Origin of the sequence: Halomonas terrestris (genome assembly GCF_049166755.1) — a bacterium.
Taxonomy (GTDB): domain Bacteria; phylum Pseudomonadota; class Gammaproteobacteria; order Pseudomonadales; family Halomonadaceae; genus Halomonas.
The window spans coordinates 23323-44669 of sequence record NZ_JBMHFZ010000027.1 but is presented as its reverse complement, the minus strand read 5'-3'; the positions used below and the strand labels follow the sequence as shown (position 1 = coordinate 44669).

The window sequence follows — 21347 nt, the reverse complement described above, 5'->3', positions numbered from 1 at the left end:
TTGGGGTCTGACCCCAAGGTTTGCTTAGGGCTACCTTCGGTTGGCAAGGCTTTCCCATGCATGAATCCGCTGCTCGCCTGCACCCGGCCTGGGTGGTGCTGGGCGCCGTGACCGTGATCTTCCATCTCGGGCTGATCTTCTATGGCCTGACGCCAGCGCTGGTCAGCCGGCCGATCCATATGGCGCTGGTGCTGCCGTGGATCCTGATCTTCGCCGCCCGCACGCCGTTCGAGCGCGGCAGCGGCTGGCTGCTGACCGGGCTGGGGATCGCCGCCTGCGGCTACATCGCCTTCAACGAGGAGGCGCTGTCGCAGCAGTACGGCTTCATCGACACCCGACTGCAGATGGCCATCGGGGTGTTCCTGATCGTGCTGGCGCTCGAGACGGCGCGCCGCGCCATCGGCTGGCCGTTGCCGCTGGTGGCGGCGCTGGCCCTGCTCTACGGGGTGTTCGGCGCCCAGGTGCCGGGCCAGTTCGGCCACCCCGGGCTGCCGATGCAGAGCTTCGTCGGCACCCTGACCATCGCCGAGGGTGGGCTCTGGGGCAAGCTGACCGGGGTGAGCGTGGGCGTGGTGGCGGTCTTCGTCATCTTCGGCGCCGTGCTCAACGCCGGCGAGGCGGGGCGCGGCTTCATGAACATGGCCAGCGCCTTCGCCGGGCGGTTGACCGGCGGGGCGGCCAAGGTCTCGGTGATCTCCTCGGCGCTGATGGGCTCGATCTCCGGCTCCGCCTCGGCCAACGTGGCCTCCACCGGCGCCATCACCATTCCCACCATGGTGCGCCTGGGCTACCCGCGCTCGCTGGCCGGGGCGGTGGAGGCGGTGGCCTCGTCCGGCGGGCAGATCATGCCGCCGCTGATGGGCGCCGGTGCCTTCGTGATGGTCGAGCTCACCGGCACGCCCTATACCCAGATCATGGCCGCCGCGCTGCTGCCGGCGATCCTCTACTTCGTCACCGTGTGGGTCGGCATCAACGCCTACGCCACCCGCCACGACCTGCGGCCCATGGCCACGAGCGAGCAGCCGGCCCCCAGGGAAGTGCTGATCACCTCGCTGTTCTTCGCCGTGCCCTTCGTCATCCTGCTGGAGCGCATCTTCCTCGGCGGCGTCACGCCCCAGTACGCGGCCAGCATCGCCATCTTCGCCGGCATGGCGCTGCTCTGCTTCGACGTGACCCTCGCCTTCTCGCTGCGCGGCTTCGCCGGGCGCATGGCCGAGGCCATGGTCATCGCCGGCCGCCAGGTGGCGGTGATCGGCGCCATCATCATCTGTGCCTCGCTGGTGATCGGGGTGCTCTCGCTGACCGGGCTGGGCGTGAAGGTCACCTCCGGGATCCTCTCGCTGTCGGGCGAGGTGCTGTGGCCGGCGCTGCTGCTCACCGCGCTCGCCTGCCTGGTGCTGGGCATGGAGGTCCCGACCACGGCGGCCTACGTGATCTGCGTCTCGGTGGCCGGTCCGGCGCTCACCGCGCTGGGCCTCGAGCCGCTGCTCGCGCACCTCTTCGTGTTCTGGTTCGCGCTACTCTCGACCATCACCCCGCCGGTGTGTGGCGGGGTCTTCATCGCCGCCGGCATGGTCGGGGAGAACTGGCTCAAGGTCGCCATGAAGGCCATGGCGCTCGGCATCGGGCTCTACATCATCCCGCTGGCCATGGTCGCCAACCCGGACGTCATCCGCCTCGCCTTCGACCCCGTCGGGGCCGTCTTCGACGCGGTGAAGATCGCCGTCGGCCTCACCGGCATCGCCTACGGCGTCATCGCCCGCCGCGCGTGGTGGCTGAGAGCGGTACTGGTGATTGCCGGCGCGCTGGTGATCTTCGCGGTGTGAACCCGGCGGCGCCATTCTCGCACCCGTTCCATGAGCGCGCGCTTATGCTGATGTAAGCGATCGCCTATGGTGCCGAGCGTCGATACCTTCGTACCCTGATCGGGGTCAGCCGGCAGGGAAACGCTTGCGTGGCCGACCGGTCGCGCTCGCAGCGCTCCTTCCCGGCATGTCCAAGACGAGTGGAACGCAAGGGAATCGCATGAAGCTCACATCGCCTTTTCGCCTGCGCGACCTCGACCTGCCCCATGTCGAGTCGCCGTATCGGGCTCGAGAGCGGGTCAGGCAGCGGGCCCGGGCTCCGGCCAACGATCTCTGGATGCTCGGGGTCAACCTGAACCTGGCGTCACCCGAGGGGCAGCGCGGCTATCGACGGCTGCTGGAGCAGGTGGGCGATGGCCGCCTGGTCCTGGTCGAGGACCACCCCCGCTCGCCGATCGTCGAGTGGGACGGCAGCCGCTGGGTGAAGGCCCCGGGCGTGCTGCCTTTTCACTACGAGAGCCTGCTCGAGCGCCAGCTTCCCCGGCTCAATGCGCGTGGCCTGGGCCCGGCGGAGGTCAGGCAGGCCCGGTATCCCGCCTGGGCGGTGTCGCGCCCTGCATCGCCGCCCGAGCCCCCGCGGGAGCCCGCACCTTCGCCACCCCCGGCTCCCGAGCCCCCGCGGGAGCGCATCCTCGAGATCGGCGTCTTCTTCGATGGCACCGGCAACAACAGGGAGAACGACCGGCGGCGGACGGATCGCGATATCACCAATGTCGCCAAGCTTTTTGACCTGTACCTGGAAGATGAAGACCAAGGTTATCACCGGGTCTATGCGCATGGGGTTGGCACGGTAACTGGCGATGAAGGTGCAGACAGGCTTGCGGCCTTGCGCAATCTCTCGGGGCTGGCCTTGGGCGTCGGCCCGGAAGGGGGCCATGCCCGCATCGAGCTGGCGCTGGATCAGCTCCGAACGTTCCTGCGGGGGAACGAAGGCGCCACGGTGATCCTCGATGTGTTCGGCTTCAGCCGCGGCGCGGCCCTGGCCCGGCACTTCGTCAACCTGATCCATCGCTGGCCGGAAACGCTGCCGGTGCCGGACTTTCGCCCGGGCCTGCCGACGCCCCGGGTGCCGCTGCGTCGCATCGAGGCCTTCCCGCCCGGCTTCGTCCCCTTTCCCCAGGTTCGCTTCGTGGGGCTGTTCGATACCGTGGGCAGCTTCTACCTCCCCGGCGACGCCCGCAATCTCGACTTCAACCTGCACCTGGCGCCGGGCAGCGCCATGCGGGTCGTGCAGCTGACCGCCCATCACGAGATCCGCCGCAACTTTCCCCTCAGCAGCCTGGCCGACCCCCGGGGCAACCTGCCCGGGGGATTCAGCGAGATCGTGCTGCCGGGTGTGCATTCCGATGTGGGCGGAGGCTACGAGAATCCCGAGGTGGATTTCGCCAACCACGAGGAGCTGCTGGTGCGCCGCCGGGCCGGACTGGGCAGCAACGGGCGAACCATACGCCTGGCGCAGGAGGAAGCCGCGGCACGGGGGCTGGAGCTGCGCGTGGAGCCGCCCGATGTGCTCGAGATCGAGCGCCGCGCCACCCGCAAGGAGCTGGCGATCCTCGCCCTGCACCAGATGCATCCGCTGGCCCTGCAGCTGGGGGTGCCCCTGCGTGGGCTGGATGAGGCAGAACCAGACCATGCCCTTCCTGCTGAATTGAAGAATGCGTGGGAAACCTGGCAGAGAGCCGGTGCCCGCCTGGAGGATGCGCGAAGCTACCTGCACGGCTATATCCATACCTCCCACCGACAGGAGAGCCTCCCCCATGCCCCGGAAGCTTCCGGCGTTCGCCGTGTCTTCGCCAACCGTCCTCGCAGCGTGTTCGACAAGGCAAGGGAGGTCCAGGATGCCTAGCTTGTCACGTCTGGCGAGGGCCGTGCTGTTGCTGGCGCTGGCATGGGGACTCACCGCCTGCGAGTCGGAACCGCAACGCTACGAGTTTTCCGTGCAGCCGGTGGGTGGGCCTCGAGGCTGGCCTGTATGGGTGGAAGAGCTGACCTTTGATGATTCGTGGGGATCGCCGGCGGGTAACCTGAATGCCGGTTTCGAAAAACGGCCTCCCCGTAGCGGGGCGATCGTCACGTTGCCTCGAGCCATGCCCGCGCCGACCTCGGTACAGGCCCGCTGGTTCTCCTATCGTACCCAGACTTTCTACGAGATCGATCTGGCGCTACCCGAGACGGATGACCTGTTACGCCAGTGGTATCGCGAATATCCGGCGTCCCGGTACCTCCATTACCTGGTGGCCGGTTTCTCGGGAAAGGGGGAGGTGATCGTGTGGTGGCGCGCCTGGTGCCGCGACTGCGGAAATGACCGCAGCCAGGACTTCCATGCCCCGATCATCGAGTCGGCCTTTGCACAGGAAGCAGAAGGCGAGCCCGTCAGGTACGAGAACCGTACTCAAGAATATATCGATGAGGGCGTGATTCCCTCGCCCTGGTGAGCGTGATGTTCAACGTGGGGATGCCTGGCTTGCTGCGCCCTTGACGAGCTTCGGTATTACTGACACTTCTGTGGCGGATGGCTGCCCGCCCGGCGGAACCGGAACCCTCCCGCCATGCATTCGCGGTAAAGACCAATGGCGGCGCCAGGGGACGGCGCTCGCCAGCCCCGCACTTCACATTTCGAACTGCCCGGTGACCGGCGCATCCGGCCATACCACCAACGCCTCCGCCAGCTTCTGCCGGCCGAACAGCACCCACACATCCAGCGCCGGGCCGAGGTCCTCGACCAGTCGCAGGCGATCGGGGTGCCGTTCCAGTACCTCGAGCGCGCAGATGCCGGCGTCATAGCGGCCGGCGAGCAGCCCCTCGGCCACGGTCACGATCGACGCCTCCTCGACCTGCTCGGCATAACCGGCGAGATCGGTGTAGTGCCGCGTGGCCGGTTGCAACCCGATGCGGCGCGGCACCGCCACCTCGGTGCGGGCGAGTACCGCCAGCGGCTTGCTGCCGGCGATGAAGGTATCCACCGGGAAGGCACGATGCATGTAGCGCCCCACGCAATCGCCATGGGACGGATGCGCCGAGCACTGCAGCACATAGTCCACCTCGCCGGCGAGCAGTGCCTCGAAGGCCGTGGGAAAGGCATCGACCAGGCGAATATCGGCCCGCGCAAGGCCCCGAACGGCGAGGTAGCGCTCCAGCACCAGCTCATGGTTGCTTCCGGCAGGGCCCAGGGTGGCAAAGCGCATCGCGGTCTCCCAAGTTCTCTGTGGGGTCAGACCCCTAAGCGAATTTTGGGGTCTGACCCCAAAGCTGAGTTCGGTCGCCTCCATCATCGTCATTGCCGGGGTGGCGGGCAAATCGGCTGCTAGGGGGGCGTGTCCAGGCGGCGGGCGACGGTCTGCCGGAAGGCTTCGCTGCCCAGCACGCGGCCCCGGCGGGTCTGCTGGCGTATCTCCTCGAGCAGGGAGTCGGGCAGGTCGCTGTTGAAGAGCTCACGGTAGCGGTGCTGGCGTCTTGCCGGAGTGGCACCCAGTCCGGTGTAGATCGCATGGGGCTGCACGATGGGATTGTCGTGGCCCAGGGCATTGGCACGATGGCTCGACCACTCGTAGTCCGCCGGCCCGGGCACCATGCCGGCGCGTACTGGGTTGAGCTCGATATAGCGGTAGCAGGCGAAGAGGTAGGGCTCTTCCGCCACCAGGCAGGAGCGGTAGCGGCCCTCGAAGAGCCCGCCGGTACGCTGGTGACGGCGGTTGAAGAACTGGGCGTAGCGCTGTCCGAGCTCCTTCATCATCAGGATCACGCCCTCGGGCGCTTCCTGCGGCGTGGCCAGCAGGTGCACGTGATTGGTCATCAGCACATAGGCGTGCAGGGCGACCCGATAGACCTGCCGGAGCTCGTCGAGCAGGTCCAGGTAGCGCAACGCGTCCTTGCGGTACACGAAACAGGCACCGCGATTGTTGCCGCGCTGAATCAGGTGGAGCGGGGTATCGGGAAGCAACAGCCGAGCCGGACGCGCCATATCGCACTTCCTTGTGCCGTGGACGGATCGAGACTCAGTATAGACCTGAACCGGCTGAGCCGGCTTTGGGGTCAGACCCCTAAGGGGATTTTGGGGTCTGACCCCGGCGCATATGCGAACATGCTGCCATCATCACCGAGAACCCCCTGGTATGCCCGGGACGGGAGAATGGCATGTATGACACCCTGAAGGCCCTGGCGGCGCAGCTGCTGATGCCCATGCCGTTGATGCTGGCAGGCGTGGTGGCGGGCCTGGTGCTGCGGGGCGTTGGCCGGCGCCGCCTGGGCAATGCCCTGGGCATCGGCGCGGTGGGGCTGCTGGTGCTGGCGAGCTGGGCGCCGGTGGCCGACCGCCTGCTCGAGCCCCTGGAGCAGCGCTACCCGGCCATGGTGATGCCCCTCGCGACCCCGGCCGAGGCCATCGTGGTGCTGGGCGGGGGCTGGCATCCGGCGACGGAGTGGCCGGTCACCGCGCAGCTCTCCGAGAGCTCGCTGCCGCGCCTGGTGGAGGGCCTGCGGCTGTGGCATGCCCAGCCCGAGGCCCTGCTGATCGTCAGCGGCGGCAACAGCGAACCGTCGCTGCCCGGCGTCGCGGTGGGCTACGCCCGGGCCGCCAAGGCGCTCGGCGTACCCGACGCGAGTCTCGCCGTGCTGGATAGCGCCCGGAATACCGGGGAGGAGGCCCGAGCCGTCCGCGACCGCCTGGGCGAGGGAGCCAGCATCGTGCTGGTGACCTCGGCATCGCACATGCCCCGTGCCAAGCGGCACTTCGAGGCCGCGGGGCTGTATCCACAGCCGGCACCGACCCACTTTCTCACGGGCCGACACAGCGGCGGCTGGCGCTACTGGCTGCCCGGCGCCGAGCACCTGGCCAAGACCGAACGCGCCCTCTACGAATGGCTGGGGCGCCTGGCCGTCAGGTGGGAGCACGACTCACCGTCATGACCCGGCGGCCACCTCGGGGTCTGACCCCCAGCCCGATCGAAGCCGGTAACATGGCCTTCTCCCGTGACCTCGACAACCCGGGGGTCAGACCCCCGTGGGGGAGTGGCGCCAACCCGGCCAGCCCCGAAAAGCACTCGGCCCCGGCGGCCGCCACCTCGGGGTCTGACCACGAGCCCGATCGGAGCCGGTGACATGGTCTTCTCCCGTGACCTCGGCAACCCGGGGGTCAGACCCCCGCGGGGGAGGGGCGCCAGCCCTGTCTTATAAGGGGCTTTCCCTGCTCAACATCTCTGCCTATCCAACTGATATGGCGTGAATTTCCCCTCCTTATCGCGCGTTGACCTGGCGGCTCGCTGCTGTATGCTTCTCGATCCAAGCAGACTTAGGCCATCACCAAAGATCAACCGCCTGGCGGGCGCCACGCCATGGAGCATAGCCGCGTGGTGGCGTAGAATGCTGTGATTCCAAGAACGATACCGCAGGGGCTGCCGAGCCGAGGCTTGGCAAGGGACGATGAAGGGGCGCAGGAACCGCTCCCGGGCATCTATGTGTTCGCCTTTCCTGGCGCTGCATGGCTTACCTTGTCCTCGCCGCGTGCTCAGCCACGGTATCCAGGCTTGATACAGGGCATGGGAATGCGCCCGTCACAATCCCCGGGCGGTAGCGTGCCTGCAAGACCGCGACCCCCTCGGCCATGAACCGACACGACATCACTTGATCGATACGCTACCGACAAACGCCTGGCTGACCCTGGGCACGGTGCTTGCCGTGCTGGGCACGCTGGCTTCCACGCGCATAGCCCCCGATACGATCCTCATGGCCGCTCTGGCCTTCCTGGTGATCAGTGGCATCCTGACCCCCGGCGAGGCGCTGGTGGGCTTCTCCAACCCGGGTGTGATGACCATCGCCACGCTGTACGTGGTGGCGGCAGGGCTCAAGGAAACCGGGGCCATCCAGTGGCTGGCGCACCGCCTACTCGGTCAGCCGCATCGCCTGCGCCAGGCCCAGCTGCGGGTACTGCTGCCGGCCTCTGGCCTGAGTGCCTTCATGAACAACACCACCGTGGTGGCGATGTTCATTCCCGCCGTGCAGGAGTGGGCCGGGCGGCTCAAGCTGCCCCCTTCAAAGCTGCTGCTGCCGCTGAGCTATGCGGCCATCCTCGGCGGTACCTGCACGCTGATCGGCACCAGCACCAACCTGGTGGTGGATGGCCTGCTGCAGAGCGAGCAGGGCATCGCACTCACCATGTTCTCGCTGGCCTGGGTCGGCGTGCCGCTGGTGCTGGTGGGCGGCGGTTTCCTCTATCTGTTCGCCGACCGGCTGCTCCCCAACCGCCAGGGCGTACTGGAGCAGCTCGAACAGGCTCGGGAATATGCCGTCGAGGTGATGGTGGATGGCAAGGGCCCCCTGGTCGGCAAGACCATTGCCGGTGCCGGGCTGCGCCATCTCACCCACGGCTATCTGGCCGACATCGAGCGCCATGGTCGCTTGCTGACCGCGGTACCGCCGGAAACCGAGCTGCTGGCCGGCGACATCCTGGTGTTCATCGGCGCCCCGGAGTGCGCCCGCGAGTTGCGCCGCATCCATGGCCTGAAGCCCGCGAGCGGCAACGTGCACAAGCTCGATATCGCCCATCACCACCGCTGCCTGGTGGAGGCGGTGATCGGCCCCGACTTCGGTGGCCTGAACCAGACGGTACGCCAGTCGCGCTTCCGTTCCCGCTACCAGGCGGTGATCCTGTCGATCTCTCGTCATGGCAAGCGAATCCCCGGCAAGCTCGGGGACATCAAGCTGCAGATAGGCGATACCCTGCTGCTCGAGACCGCCCAGGACTTCGTCGACCAGTACCGCTACCGCAAGGACTTCCTGCTGGTCAGCGGGCTCAACGACTCCACGCCGCCGGACTTCCGCAAGGCACCGGTGGCGCTGGGCATCCTCGGTGCCATGGTGATGGCCAGCGCCAGCGGCCTGCTGAGCATCCTGGAAGCGGCGCTGCTGGCCGGCGGCGGCATGCTGGTCACCCGCTGCGTGCCGGCCAGCAAGGCGCGGCGCTATGTCGACCTCTCGGTGCTGATCGTGATCGCCGCCTCCTTCGCCCTGGGGGCCGCCATGACCAAGACCGGCGCCGCGGCACAGATCGCCCAGTGGCTGCTGCTGATCGACAACCTGGCCCCCTGGGCAGCCCTGGCGCTGGTCTACCTGATGACGGTGATCTTCACCGAGCTGATCACCAACAACGCCGCCGCGGTGCTGATGTTTCCCATCGCCGTCTCCGTGGCCGAGCAACTGGGCGTCAACTTCATGCCGTTCGTCATCGCCATCATGTTCGCCGCCTCGGCCAGCTTCATGACCCCGCTCGGCTACCAGACGAACCTGATGGTGCTCGGCCCCGGCGGTTATCGCTTCACCGACTACCTGAGGCTGGGTGCCCCGCTGAGCCTGATCGTCGGCGCCACCGCGGTGGGGTTGATACCGCTGGTGTGGGGGTTTTGAGAGGCAAGACGCCGCTTCGCGGCTGAAGAAGGAAGAGGTAAGAAGGAGGGCGTCACTCTCTTCCCTCTTCCTTCTTCTCTCTTCCGTCTGATGTAAGGAGTTGTTTTGACCCATTTCGTAACGAACGAACTACGCGACCACCTGGTCGAGGGCGTTCACGCCGCGGGGCGCGAGGTGCTGGCGATCTACGAGCGTGACTTCGCGGTGGAAACCAAGGACGACGCGAGCCCGCTCACCGAGGCGGACATGGCCTCCCACCACGCGCTCGTGGCGCTGCTCGAAACGTGTGCGCCGGGCGTGCCGATACTCTCCGAGGAATCCGGCGAGATTCCCTACGAGACGCGCCGGGGCTGGCAGCGCTACTGGCTGATCGATCCGCTGGACGGTACCAAGGAGTTCATCAAGAAGAACGGCGAGTTCACTCTCAACGTGGCCCTGGTCGAGCAGGGCGTGCCGGTGTTCGGTATCGTGCATGCGCCCGTGCTGCGCACCACCTGGGTCGGCCAGGTCGGCGGCGCTGCCTTCAAGCTCACGAACGGCAACCACGCCGAGGTGCGGGTGCGCGAGTTGCCCGACCCCGCTGACGCGCCCTGGAAGGTGGTCGGCAGCCGTTCCCACGGCGCCGCAGAGTTCGAGGCCTTCTGTGCCGAGCTGCCGAATCACGAGCGTGTCTCCATGGGCAGTTCGATCAAGCTCTGCCTGGTCGCCGAGGGTGCGGCCGACCTCTACCCGAGGCTCGCCCCCACCTGCGAGTGGGACACCGCCGCCGCCCAGGCCGTGGTCACCGCCGCCGGCGGCGAGGTGCTCGATGCCACCACCCTCGAGCCGCTGCGCTGCAACCGGCAGGAGAGCGTGCTCAACCCCTGGTTCATTGTCTGCGGCCAGCGAGACCCGCGGTGGGAAAGCGCGCTGCGCGCGAGCCTTAAGCCGTAAGCTTCAAGCTGTAAGAAGACCATCCGTGCTGGTGTTGGGGTTACTTACAGCTTACGGCTTCCAGCTCACAGCTACTCTGTGGCTAGCGAGGGCAAAGCCTGCTTGAATGATGGCATCTGGCCTCGAATCGAGGGTGACGTTATGTATGCTCAAAATCTGATTGACAAGGACTTGATGAAAACCTCCATTGAGTCCCTTCCATTACCTGATTTCGTCCGTGACGTCGAGGTAGAGACAGGTGTCGATGCCTCTGGAGAAGAGGCAGTCTGGGTGTGGCTCGTTGTCGATAAGGGCACGATGTCCAGTCTTGAAAACAAGCGAGTCATCAAAGGATTGAGAGAAAAGATCTATGAAATCTTTTCAGACAAGGCTGCGGGCGTGTTGCCCTACATAAGACTGCGAAATCCAGATGAGACGTGAAAGGAGGTATGCTTGACGCTTGCAAACGACCTCCTGGAACAGGCCAGGATACTGGCCAAGCGCGAACCTCAACGCCCCAAACAAGCGAGCCTTCGGCGAGCCGTATCGACGGCCTATTATGCCTTGTTTCATCTTCTGGTCGAGGCTGCCAGTCGTGAGGTGGTCAGAGGCAACAATCACAGGGGGCTGCGTGAGGCTGTGGCGCGCTCGCTTAATCATGGGGACATGAAGAAAGTCTGCAGGAGTATTGCCAACTGGAATCCCCAAAAGCCTCCTGTCCCCATCGCCACGCTTCTAGGCGGGCCTCCGTGTGCTGAGCTGGTTTCTCTATCTCAAGCGTTTTTCGAACTCCAGCAGGCACGACATGAAGCCGACTATGATTTGTCCATGCGCTTTTCTCGAGATGAGGTGACAGAGCTCATTGATATTGCTGAGTCTGCTTTCAGCGATTTTAATGCGCTCAGGAGAGACTCTCGTCAATACAGGACTTTCATGATGGCATTGATGTTTCACCCTGGCTGGTCGCGAGTGTAAAGCTTCAAGCCGTAAGCTGTAAGAATACACCACCTAACTGGTTTTGGGATTACTTACAGCTTACGGCTTACAGCTTAAAGCTATCTTTCTAATAACCTTGAACCCTGAATTTATCTGGAATCTCGATGTCCGAAATAACCCCCGAACGGCAGACCCACCTCAAGCAGCTCGAGGCCGAGTCGATCCATATCATCCGTGAGGTGGCGGCGGAGTTCCGCAACCCGGTGATGATGTACTCCATCGGCAAGGACTCCTCGGTGATGCTGCACCTGGCGCGCAAGGCCTTCTATCCCGGTGTGCCGCCGTTCCCGTTGCTTCACGTCAACACCACCTGGAAGTTCCGCGAGATGATCGCCTTCCGCGATCGCATGGCCGCGGAAGCCGGCATGGAGCTGATCGAGCACATCAACGAGGAGGGGCGTGCCGCCAAGATCAATCCCTTCGACCACGGCAGCGCCAAGTACACCGACGTGATGAAGACGGCCGCCCTCAAGCAGGCGCTGGACAAGTACGGTTTCGATGCCGCCTTCGGCGGGGCGCGCCGCGACGAGGAGGCCAGCCGCGCCAAGGAGCGGGTGTTCTCCTTCCGCGACAAGCATCACCGCTGGGACCCCAAGAGCCAGCGCCCGGAACTCTGGAACGTCTACAACGCCAAGGTCAACAAGGGCGAATCGATCCGTGTCTTCCCGCTCTCCAACTGGACCGAGCTCGATATCTGGCAGTACATCCACCTCGAGTCCATTCCCATCGTGCCGCTCTACTACGCCGCCCCGCGCCCGGTGGTCGAGCGCGACGGCATGACCATCATGGTCGATGACGATCGCCTCCCGCTCGAACCCGGCGAGGTGCCGGAGGAGAAGTGGGTGCGCTTCCGCACCCTGGGCTGCTACCCGCTCACCGGCGCCGTGGAATCCAAGGCCGCCACCCTGCCCGAGATCATCCAGGAGATGCTGCTGACCCGCACCTCGGAACGAAGCGGCCGCGCCATCGACCACGACCAGGCCGGGTCGATGGAGAAGAAGAAGAGGGAAGGGTACTTCTAACGCGCTTCGGGCGCGTTAGAGAGATGGAAGAGGGAAGAGGTCAGAAGGAAGGGAGGCAACATGAACTTTGAGACACTGGATGTGTGGAAACGCTCGGCCAGATTGTCCGCACAGCTTTACCAGCAATTTTCCGGCTTGCGCGATTTTGGTTTTAAGGACCAGATCACTCGTTCCGGCTTGTCGATTCCCAGCAACATCGCTGAAGGCATGGTACGGCCAACCACCAAGGATCGTATCAAGTTTCTATATATCGCATTGGGGTCTTGCGCCGAGTTGCGTACTCAGGTGTATATCGGTACGGAGATTGGGTATGTCGAGCGTGAACAGGGACGCCTGTGGGTGTCCGAAACCAAGGAGATTGCCGCTATGTTAACCGGACTGATTCGACGGCAAGCCTCCCATGGTAAAGCGTCAGCTTCAGGCCACAGTTCGTAGCGGATGTCATCCCTGACCTCTTCCTTCTTCCTTCTTCCCTCTTTTCTCTTATGCCTAGGATTGCGCTATGTCCCACGCCTCCCCGATGATCGCCGACGACATCGAAGCCTACCTCCGCGAACATGAGCAGAAAGACCTGCTGCGCTTCATCACCTGCGGCAGCGTCGACGACGGCAAGTCGACCCTGATCGGCCGGCTGCTGCACGACTCCAAGATGATCTACGAGGATCAACTGGCGGCGATCACCCAGGCCTCGAAGACCAGCGGCACCACCGGTGACGAGGTCGACCTGGCGCTGCTGGTCGATGGCCTGCAGTCGGAGCGCGAGCAGGGCATCACCATCGATGTCGCCTACCGCTTCTTCTCCACCGACAAGCGCAAGTTCATCATCGCCGACACCCCGGGGCACGAGCAGTACACCCGCAACATGGCCACCGGGGCCTCCACCGCCAGCCTGGCGATCATCCTGATCGATGCGCGCCACGGCGTTCAAACCCAAACCAGAAGGCACAGCTTTATCGCCGACCTGCTGGGTATCCAGCACCTGGTGGTGGCCATCAACAAGATGGATCTGGTCGACTACTCCCAGGCGCGCTATGACGAGATCGTCGCCGAGTACCAGGAAGTCGCCGAGAAGCTCAACGCCCGTGACATCCGCTTCGTGCCCATGTCGGCGCTGAAGGGCGACAACGTGGTCAACCCGAGCGAGGCGATGGGCTGGTACCGTGTCGATGGCAAGCCGGGGCCCGCACTGCTCGAACTGCTCGAGCACGTCGAGATCAGCCACGACCAGAACCTGCGCGACCTGCGGCTGCCGGTGCAGTACGTCAACCGCCCCAATCTCGACTTCCGTGGCTACTGCGGCACCCTGGCCGCCGGCATCCTGCACCCCGGCCAGGCCGTGCGTGCGCTGCCCTCGGGCAAGACCAGCAAGGTCGAACGCATCGTCACCTTCGACGGCGACCTGGGGGTGGCCAATCCCGGCCAGGCGATCACCGTCACCCTGGAAGACGAAATCGACATCTCGCGGGGCGACTGGCTGATCGCCGCGGACGACCAGGTGCCGCTGGCCTCCAGCTTCGAGGCGGATATCGTGTGGATGCACGAGACCACCCTGGAACCGGGCAAGCTCTACGACTTCAAGCTCGCCACCCGGGACCTCGCCGGCAAGGTGACGACCATCGACTACCAGGTCGACGTCAACACCCTCGAGCAGCGCCACGCCGATCACCTGGACCTCAACACCATCGCCCGCTGCCGAGTCGAGCTCACCGCCCCGGTGCCGGTAGACGACTACCGCACCAGTCCCGGCACGGGCAGCTTCATCATCATCGACCGGTTGACCAACATCACCGTGGGCGCCGGCATGATCCACCAGTCGCTCGATGCTGAGCTGCCCTACGAATTCCGCGAACACGACAGCAAGGCCAACGTGGTGTGGAACCGCACCAGCGTGACCCAGGCCATGCGCGAGCAGCTCAACGGCCACGCCGGCAAGTGTGTGTGGTTCACCGGGCTCTCCGGTGCAGGGAAATCCTCGCTGGCCAACGCCCTGGAGGTCGAGCTGAATCGCCGCGGCTATCACACCATGCTGCTCGACGGCGACAATATCCGCCACGGCCTGTGCAAGGATCTGGGCATGGGGGAGGCGGATCGCGCCGAGAACATCCGGCGGGTGGGCGAGGTGGCCCGGCTGTTCGCCGAGGCCGGCATCATCGTCATCACCGCCTTCATCTCGCCGTTCCGCGCCGACCGCGACGCCGCCCGCGAGATGTTCGCCGAGGGCGATTTCATCGAGGTCCACGTCGACACCCCGCTGGATATCTGCGAGCAGCGCGACCCCAAGGGGCTCTACCAGAAGGCCCGCGAAGGCAAGATCAAGGACTTCACCGGCATCAACAGCCCCTACGAGGTGCCCAAGGCGGCCGAGGTGACCGTCAACACCGAGGAGCTGGGGCAGCAGGAGATCATCAGCCGGCTGCTGAAGGAGCTGTAATGTGCGGAATCGTTGGCGCAGCCAGCCTGCGCAATGTCACCCCCATTCTTCTCGAAGGGCTGAAGCGGCTGGAATACCGCGGCTACGACTCTGCCGGCATCGCCGTGGCGCTGGCAGGCCAGCTCCAGCGGGAGCGGGAAACCGGCAAGGTCGCCGAACTGGAAGCGAAGCTGGCCAGGCGAGAGGTGAAAGGGCAGCTGGGTATCGCCCACACGCGCTGGGCCACCCACGGCAAGCCGAGCCGCTACAATGCGCACCCGCATATGTCGAATGCCTCGGTGGCGGTGGTGCACAACGGCATCATCGAGAACCACGAGAGCCTGCGCTCGTCGCTTCAGCAGCAGGGTTACACCTTTCACTCCGAGACCGACACGGAAGTGATCGCCCACCTGTTCGATCACCATTACCGGCAGGCCGAAGCGCCTGATGCCGAACAGCGCCTGCTGAGTGCGTTTCGCACCACGCTCTCGTTCCTGCATGGCGCCTATGCCCTGGGCATCATTCATATCGAGCACCCGGAAAGCCTGCTCTGCGCCCGCATGGGCAGCCCGCTGGTGATCGGGGAAGGCAGCGAAGAGCACTTCATCGCCTCCGACCCCCTGGCATTGTTGCAGGTCACCGACCGCTTCATCTACCTGGAAGAAGGTGACCATGCCCTGGTCACGCGCGATGCCTGCCGGATCTATGAGGCCTTGGGGTCAGACCCCAGGGCTGAACAGGCTCGCCAGTCAATGCCGATGACCACGACAGGACAGCCAGCGGGGTCTGACCCCAAGGCCGTGCTGGAGTGGTCAGAGGTGCAGCGCCCCGTCGTGCGCTACGAGCACGGTGACCAGGTGGCCGACAAGGGTGAGTATCGTCACTTCATGCTCAAGGAGATCCACGAGCAGCCGCGCGCCCTGAAGGCCACCCTGGAAGGCAAGGTGTCGGACGAGGGCAGGCTGCTCACTTCCATTCTGGGGCCCGGTGCCGATGCGCTGCTGGCCAGCGTCAAGCAGGTCCAGATCGTTTCCTGTGGCACCAGCTACCATGCCGGGCTGGTGGCGCGCTACTGGCTGGAGGGGCTGGCCGGCCTTCCCTGTGCGGTGGAGATAGCCAGCGAGTTTCGCTACCGCCATGTGGTGGTGCCCGAAGGCACCCTGTTCGTGACCATCTCCCAGTCGGGTGAGACGGCGGATACCCTGGCCGCCCTGCGCTTCGCCAAAACCGCCGGCTATCTCGCCACCCTGGCGATCTGCAATGTGCCGGGCAGTTCCCTCGTCAGGGAATCCGATCTGCGCCTGCTGACCAACGCCGGGCCGGAGATCGGCGTGGCCTCCACCAAGGCCTTTACCACCCAGTTGGCGGCTCTGTTGTGGCTGAGCGTTGCCCTGGGCCGTGAGCGACTGGGCGAGGAACGTGTGGCGTCACTGATGTCCGACCTCGCCGCGCTGCCGGAGCAGGTCGAGCGGGTGCTCGATCTCGAGCCGACCATCGAAGCCTTGGCTGCCCGCTTCGCCAGCAAGCACCATACCCTGTTCCTGGGGCGTGGGCCGCACTATCCGGTGGCCATGGAAGGGGCGCTGAAGCTCAAGGAGATATCCTACATTCACGCCGAGGCCTACGCCGCCGGCGAGCTCAAGCATGGCCCCCTGGCGCTGGTCGACGACGACATGCCGGTGGTGACCGTGGCGCCCAGCGACGAGCTGCTGGAAAAGCTCAAGAGCAACCTGCAGGAAGTGCGCGCCCGCGGCGGCCAGTTGATCAATTTCGTCTGTGAGCATGCTGGCCTTGAAGACGGGGAGGGCGTGCACAACCTGCTATTGCCCAAGGTGGCCGATGAGGTGGCGCCCATCGTCTACAGCGTGCCATTGCAGTTGCTTTCCTACCATGTGGCACTGGTCAAGGGTACCGATGTCGACAAGCCACGTAATCTCGCAAAATCGGTGACGGTCGAGTGATCCCGCTTTCATCCGTTACCGGCAATGCGTAACGACTGACCTTATATGCCCATCAAGACTCTCTGCGTGTTCGGTACGCGCCCCGAAGCCATCAAGATGGCTCCCCTGGCCCTAGCCCTCGCCGGCGATGCGCGTTTCGACGCCCAGGTCTGCGTGACCGGCCAGCATCGCCAAATGCTCGATCAGGTGCTGGATCTCTTCGAGCTCAAGCCCGATCATGACCTGAACATCATGACGCCGGGGCAGGACCTGACCGATGTGACCACGGCGATCCTGCAAGGCATGAAAGGGGTTCTGTCCGAGGTCAAGCCCGATATCGTGCTGGTGCACGGCGACACCTCGACCACCCTCTCCGCCACGCTGGCCGCTTACTACCAGCAGATTCCGGTAGGCCACGTGGAAGCGGGACTGCGCACCGGCAATATCTACTCGCCCTGGCCGGAAGAGGCCAACCGCAAGCTCACCGGCGCCCTGGCCGAGCTGCACTTCGCCCCCACGGACCGCTCCCGGCAGAACCTGCTCGAGGAGGGCGTGGCCCCCGCCAAGGTGCATGTCACGGGTAACACCGTGATCGACGCACTGCTCGATGTGGTCCGCAAGCTGGAACACAGCCCGGTATTCCAGCAGCAGTTTGCCGAGCAGTTCGACTTCCTGGATGCCAACCGCAAGCTGATCCTGGTGACCGGTCACCGTCGCGAGAGTTTCGGTGGCGGCTTCGAGCGTATCTGTCAGGCGCTGCACGATACGGCCGCTCGCCACCCCGAGACCCAGATCGTCTACCCGGTGCATCTCAACCCCAACGTGCGTGAGCCGGTTAACCGGCTGCTGTCGGACATCGACAACGTGCACCTGATCGAACCTCTCGATTACCTGCCGTTCGTCTACCTGATGAACCGGGCCCATCTGATCCTCACCGATTCCGGTGGCGTGCAGGAAGAGGCCCCGTCACTCGGCAAGCCGGTGCTGGTGATGCGAGAAACCACCGAACGCCCAGAAGCCGTTCGTGCAGGTACCGTACGGTTGGTAGGAACAGATGTTGACGCGATCGTGACAGAGATTTCTCGGTTATTAAATGACGGAAGTGCCTATGATCAAATGAGAATGGCTCATAATCCGTATGGCGATGGCCACGCTTGCGAACGGATTATCACCATACTTGCCAGCTGGAAAGCCCGTGCAGGAGCATAACAGGAAATTACAGTCGCTATGAGTTTTCGTAAAATCTGTGTCATTGGGCTAGGTTACATTGGCCTACCAACCGCTGCCGTCATTGCCTCCAGGCAGCGACAGGTCGTAGGCGTTGATATCGATAAAAATGCGGTGGAGACGATCAATCGTGGCGAAATCCACATTGTTGAGCCCGACCTGGATATGCTCGTTCACGCGGCTGTCAAGGAGGGGTACCTCAGGGCGACCACTCGCTCCGAAACAGCAGATGTTTATCTCATTGCCGTTCCGACACCTCTAACCGAAGAAAATCAGCCTGATCTGTCGTTTATTGATAAGGCCGCGCACAACCTTGCTGCAGTGTTGAAGAAAGGGGATCTTGTGATCCTCGAGTCGACATCCCCAGTCGGAACCACAGAACGCTTGGCAAGAATGTTGGCTGAACAGAGACCCGATCTCTCATTTCCGCAGGTTGCTGGCAGCAACGCCGACGTGAATGTTGCTCACTGCCCTGAACGTGTCATGCCTGGAAAGGTTATTCACGAACTGGTTCATAATGATCGAATTGTTGGGGGGATGAGTTCTCGATGCGCAGAACGAGCACGCTCACTCTATGAATTTTTTGTTTCTGGCAAGTGCATAACAACGGATGTTCGTAGTGCCGAGATGTGCAAGCTTGCTGAAAATAGCTTCAGGGATGTGAACATCGCCTTTGCCAACGAGCTATCGGCAATCTGTGACAAGCTTGGGGTGCCCGTTTGGGAGCTTATTCGCTTGGCAAACTTGCACCCGCGGGTAAATATTCTTAACCCTGGCCCAGGCGTGGGCGGACACTGTATCGCTATTGACCCTTGGTTTGTCATCTCGCAGGTACCGGACGAAGCCAGGTTGATCCGGCAAGCCAGAAATGTGAACGACACCCAGCCCAGCAGGGTCATCTCAAAGATTATGGAGAGAGTATCCAATCAGTTCAATAATGAGCATAATGTAACGGTTGGCCTGCTTGGATTGACTTACAAGGCGAATACAGATGATTTGCGAAACAGCCCAGCCTTGGCCATTGCAAATACTTTGGCACATGAAAGGGGGGTGACAATCATGGCGGCCGAGCCGCATCTCAGACGCCGACCTGAGGCCCTCAACGATAATGTTGAGATCGTTTCTTTCGAAGAGGCATGCCAGGCCGACATTGTTGTGGCGCTTGTTCCCCACAGACAGTTTCACAGCAAGATTCATGATCTCACAATTCATGATGTGATAGACTTATGTGGCTTGCTAAATACTCTATAACACATAGTTCAACGAGAAGGTAGAAATGGACTTTTTTCAAGATAAAACAGTAGTGGTGACTGGTGGTTGTGGCACAGTTGGGAAAGAGTTGGTTAACCAGTTGATTTATGAATATCATGTGAAAGAGTTAATCGTTCTCGACAACAACGAGAGTGAGCTTTTTTTTCTTACGGAGACCTACCGGGATCATCCGAACGCTCATTTCTTCCTTTGCGATGTCCGTGATGAGTACGCCTTGACCCGCAAGATGGAAGGCGCAGATATCGTTTTTCACACGGCGGCCTTCAAGCACGTGATCCTCTGTGAACAAGTGCCCCACGAGGCGGTGCAGACCAACATCATGGGCGTGGACAATGTCATTCGTGCCGCCGTGAATGCTGGCGTCTCAAAGGTTATCTTCACCAGTTCCGACAAAGCTGTGAACCCCACCAATGTGATGGGCACCTCCAAGCTCATGGGTGAACGGCTGACCACCGCTGCGAACGTGGAATTCCGTAAATCCGGTTGTATCTTCGCCTCCACACGATTCGGTAACGTCCTCGGCTCCCGTGGTTCTGTGATTCCCATCTTCCGGGAGCAGATTAAAAAGGGTAGGCCCATCACCCTGACTCATGAGGCGATGACTCGCTTTATCATGAGCATTGAAGAGTCTGTACAGCTGATCATCGACTCCGCCATGCTGGCCAGGGGCGGTGAGGTATTTGTGACCAAGATGCCGGTAATCCGCATCAAGGACCTGGCAGAAGTCATGATCGATAAACTAGCGTCTGAGTACCAACGGGACCCGGAGCGGGTTGAGATTCAGGAGATTGGCGTAAAGCCCGGTGAAAAGCTTTACGAAGAACTTATGACTGGCGAAGAAACTGGTCGCGCTATTGAGCTTGAGCGTTATTTCGTGATCAAGCCGGCCATTATGAAACGCTTTACCGACATTGATTACTCATACGACGGAGTGCTATCGAACGAGGTAACAAATCCTTACAATTCGGCCAATGAGCCGGCGCTGACTCATGACGAGTTGTCACAGTTCCTAAGAGACAATCGTCTGATTTAAACTAATTGTCTAAATTATTCATTTCCCAAAGCTCGTATGCGGGAAGAGTAGCAACTGATTGGAGTTTATTATGCACGTTCTCATTCTTGGTGGTGATGGTTATCTGGGTTGGCCGACGGCTATGTACTTCTCGGCCCGAGGCTATGAAGTAACGGTGGTAGACAATTACCTGCGTCGCAACAACTGCCAGGACCTAGACGTTGGTATGCTGTACCCCGTGCCAACTCTCATGGAGCGGGCAAAAATATGGCACGAAAAAACCGGCCATGAGATCAAGGTCGTTATTGGTGACCTGGCTGAACCCCAGGTAATGCGCTCCCTGTTCGATGGCAGTGTTAAATACAATTGGTGTGTTAACCCGAAGTTCACCGGCATTCCGGAAACCGTCGTCCATTACGCGGAGCAGCCGTCCGCGCCTTTCTCTCTGATCGACTACGCCCACGCAGACCTGACTCTCGTCAACAACTTACGGGTTACTAACAACCTTATGTTTGCAGTGCGGGATTTCTCCCGGGACACCCACATCATCAAGTTGGGCACCATGGGCGAGTATGGCACCCCGAACATCGACATTGAAGAAGGCTGGATTGAAATCGAGCATAAGGGGCGTAAGGGCAAGTTCCTGTTTCCCCGTGCAGCCGGCTCGATCTACCACACCACCAAGGTCATGGATACCGACCTTCTCTGGTTTGGCGTACGCATGTGGGACCTGAAGGTCACTGACCTGATGCAGGGGCCGGTATACGGTATTGAGACGGAAGAAGCCGCCGTCGACCCCCGCCTGAGCACGATCTTCAACTACGACGAAGTGTTCGGCACCATCGTAAACCGCTTCATCGTGCAGGCTGTGGTGGATTACCCACTGACTGTCTATGGCAAAGGCGGCCAGACTCGGGGTTACCTGAACATCAAGGACACCCTGCAGTGTATTCATCAATCAGAGAAAAGCCCGGCTGAAAAAGGTGAGCTGCGTATCTTTAACCAGATTATGGAAACCTTCTCGGCCAACGAGCTGGCGGAAATGACCCAGCGTGTAGGCCAGCAGCTTGGCTATGACGTGCAGGTGGACCATCTTGAAAATCCCCGGAAAGAAGCCGAAGAGCACTACTACAACCCGACCTATCAGGGGCTGATTGAGCTTGGCGTGAAACCACACTACCTGACGGAAGACGTTATGGCAGGAATGTTCAAGGTGGTGAAAAAGTATAAAGACAACATCCGTAAGGACGTCATATTTAAAGGCGTTAAGTGGTAGCTGTAGCTAGCATGTCA

Annotated in this window: 18 protein-coding genes; 16 read left to right on the top strand and 2 right to left on the bottom strand. The window is 62.5% G+C overall.

Annotation, left to right across the window (positions count from 1 at the left end):
* The first annotated feature begins 56 nt into the window (after window positions 1-56).
* The 3 genes from ACOMD9_RS19255 (at window position 57) to ACOMD9_RS19245 (ending at window position 4300) form a co-directional block, all read left to right on the top strand.
* Window positions 57-1826, top strand: coding sequence for a TRAP transporter permease (locus ACOMD9_RS19255; protein ID WP_421417605.1), 1770 nt, complete (start codon window positions 57-59; stop codon window positions 1824-1826).
* A gap of 199 nt (window positions 1827-2025) precedes the next feature.
* Window positions 2026-3711: a phospholipase effector Tle1 domain-containing protein gene (locus ACOMD9_RS19250; RefSeq protein WP_421417604.1), complete on the top strand. Its 1686-nt coding sequence runs from the start codon at window positions 2026-2028 to the stop codon at window positions 3709-3711.
* A complete protein-coding gene (locus ACOMD9_RS19245; RefSeq protein ID WP_421417603.1) occupies window positions 3704-4300 on the top strand; it encodes a DUF2931 family protein in 597 nt (198 codons plus the stop codon). The genes ACOMD9_RS19250 and ACOMD9_RS19245 overlap by 8 nt, the downstream gene beginning before the upstream one ends.
* A 174-nt stretch (window positions 4301-4474) precedes the next feature.
* Here ACOMD9_RS19245 and ACOMD9_RS19240 read toward each other — a convergent pair whose 3' ends face one another.
* Window positions 4475-5050 carry a hypothetical protein gene (locus ACOMD9_RS19240; protein WP_421417602.1) on the bottom strand — a complete coding sequence of 192 codons (576 nt, stop codon included), beginning with the start codon at window positions 5048-5050 and terminating at the stop codon, window positions 4475-4477.
* Between the two features lie 119 nt (window positions 5051-5169).
* Window positions 5170-5826, bottom strand: a complete 657-nt coding sequence (locus ACOMD9_RS19235; protein WP_421417601.1) for a transposase — start codon at window positions 5824-5826, stop codon at window positions 5170-5172.
* A 173-nt stretch (window positions 5827-5999) separates the two neighbouring features.
* On the opposite strand from ACOMD9_RS19235, the gene ACOMD9_RS19230 reads away from it, so the two are divergent.
* From ACOMD9_RS19230 to ACOMD9_RS19170, 13 genes are all read left to right on the top strand, one after another.
* Window positions 6000-6770: an ElyC/SanA/YdcF family protein gene (locus tag ACOMD9_RS19230; RefSeq protein WP_421417600.1), complete on the top strand. Its 771-nt coding sequence runs from the start codon at window positions 6000-6002 to the stop codon at window positions 6768-6770.
* A 714-nt stretch (window positions 6771-7484) separates the two neighbouring features.
* Window positions 7485-9263: an SLC13 family permease gene (locus ACOMD9_RS19225; RefSeq protein ID WP_421417599.1), complete on the top strand. Its 1779-nt coding sequence runs from the start codon at window positions 7485-7487 to the stop codon at window positions 9261-9263.
* Window positions 9264-9368: 105 nt separating this feature from the next.
* On the top strand, window positions 9369-10196 hold the full coding sequence (gene cysQ / locus ACOMD9_RS19220; protein WP_421417598.1) for a 3'(2'),5'-bisphosphate nucleotidase CysQ: 828 nt from the start codon (window positions 9369-9371) through the stop codon (window positions 10194-10196).
* Window positions 10197-10298: 102 nt separating this feature from the next.
* Window positions 10299-10616 (top strand): hypothetical protein, encoded by a 318-nt coding sequence (locus ACOMD9_RS19215; RefSeq protein WP_421417597.1) that lies wholly within the window; start codon window positions 10299-10301, stop codon window positions 10614-10616.
* Between the two features lie 12 nt (window positions 10617-10628).
* Window positions 10629-11150, top strand: coding sequence for a hypothetical protein (locus ACOMD9_RS19210; RefSeq protein ID WP_421417596.1), 522 nt, complete (start codon window positions 10629-10631; stop codon window positions 11148-11150).
* Between the two features lie 125 nt (window positions 11151-11275).
* A complete protein-coding gene (gene cysD / locus ACOMD9_RS19205) occupies window positions 11276-12193 on the top strand; it encodes a sulfate adenylyltransferase subunit CysD (RefSeq protein WP_421417595.1) in 918 nt (305 codons plus the stop codon).
* A 60-nt stretch (window positions 12194-12253) separates the two neighbouring features.
* The gene (locus ACOMD9_RS19200) at window positions 12254-12628 is read left to right on the top strand and encodes a four helix bundle protein (RefSeq protein ID WP_421417594.1); all 375 of its coding nucleotides are present in this window, start codon (window positions 12254-12256) and stop codon (window positions 12626-12628) included.
* 67 nt (window positions 12629-12695) lie between these two features.
* Window positions 12696-14624 (top strand): sulfate adenylyltransferase subunit CysN, encoded by a 1929-nt coding sequence (cysN, locus tag ACOMD9_RS19195; RefSeq protein WP_421417593.1) that lies wholly within the window; start codon window positions 12696-12698, stop codon window positions 14622-14624.
* The gene (gene glmS, locus ACOMD9_RS19190) at window positions 14624-16564 is read left to right on the top strand and encodes a glutamine--fructose-6-phosphate transaminase (isomerizing) (RefSeq protein WP_421417592.1); all 1941 of its coding nucleotides are present in this window, start codon (window positions 14624-14626) and stop codon (window positions 16562-16564) included. The genes cysN and glmS overlap by 1 nt, the downstream gene beginning before the upstream one ends.
* Window positions 16565-16615: 51 nt before the next feature.
* Entirely contained in the window at window positions 16616-17752 is a 1137-nt protein-coding gene (gene wecB / locus ACOMD9_RS19185; protein ID WP_421417613.1) for a non-hydrolyzing UDP-N-acetylglucosamine 2-epimerase, read from the top strand.
* Between the two features lie 18 nt (window positions 17753-17770).
* Window positions 17771-19021 carry a UDP-N-acetyl-D-mannosamine dehydrogenase gene (gene wecC / locus ACOMD9_RS19180; protein ID WP_421417591.1) on the top strand — a complete coding sequence of 417 codons (1251 nt, stop codon included), beginning with the start codon at window positions 17771-17773 and terminating at the stop codon, window positions 19019-19021.
* A gap of 25 nt (window positions 19022-19046) precedes the next feature.
* On the top strand, window positions 19047-20075 hold the full coding sequence (locus tag ACOMD9_RS19175) for an SDR family NAD(P)-dependent oxidoreductase (protein ID WP_421417590.1): 1029 nt from the start codon (window positions 19047-19049) through the stop codon (window positions 20073-20075).
* A 70-nt stretch (window positions 20076-20145) separates the two neighbouring features.
* Window positions 20146-21330, top strand: coding sequence for an NAD-dependent epimerase/dehydratase family protein (locus ACOMD9_RS19170; protein ID WP_421417589.1), 1185 nt, complete (start codon window positions 20146-20148; stop codon window positions 21328-21330).
* Window positions 21331-21347 lie beyond the last annotated feature (17 nt).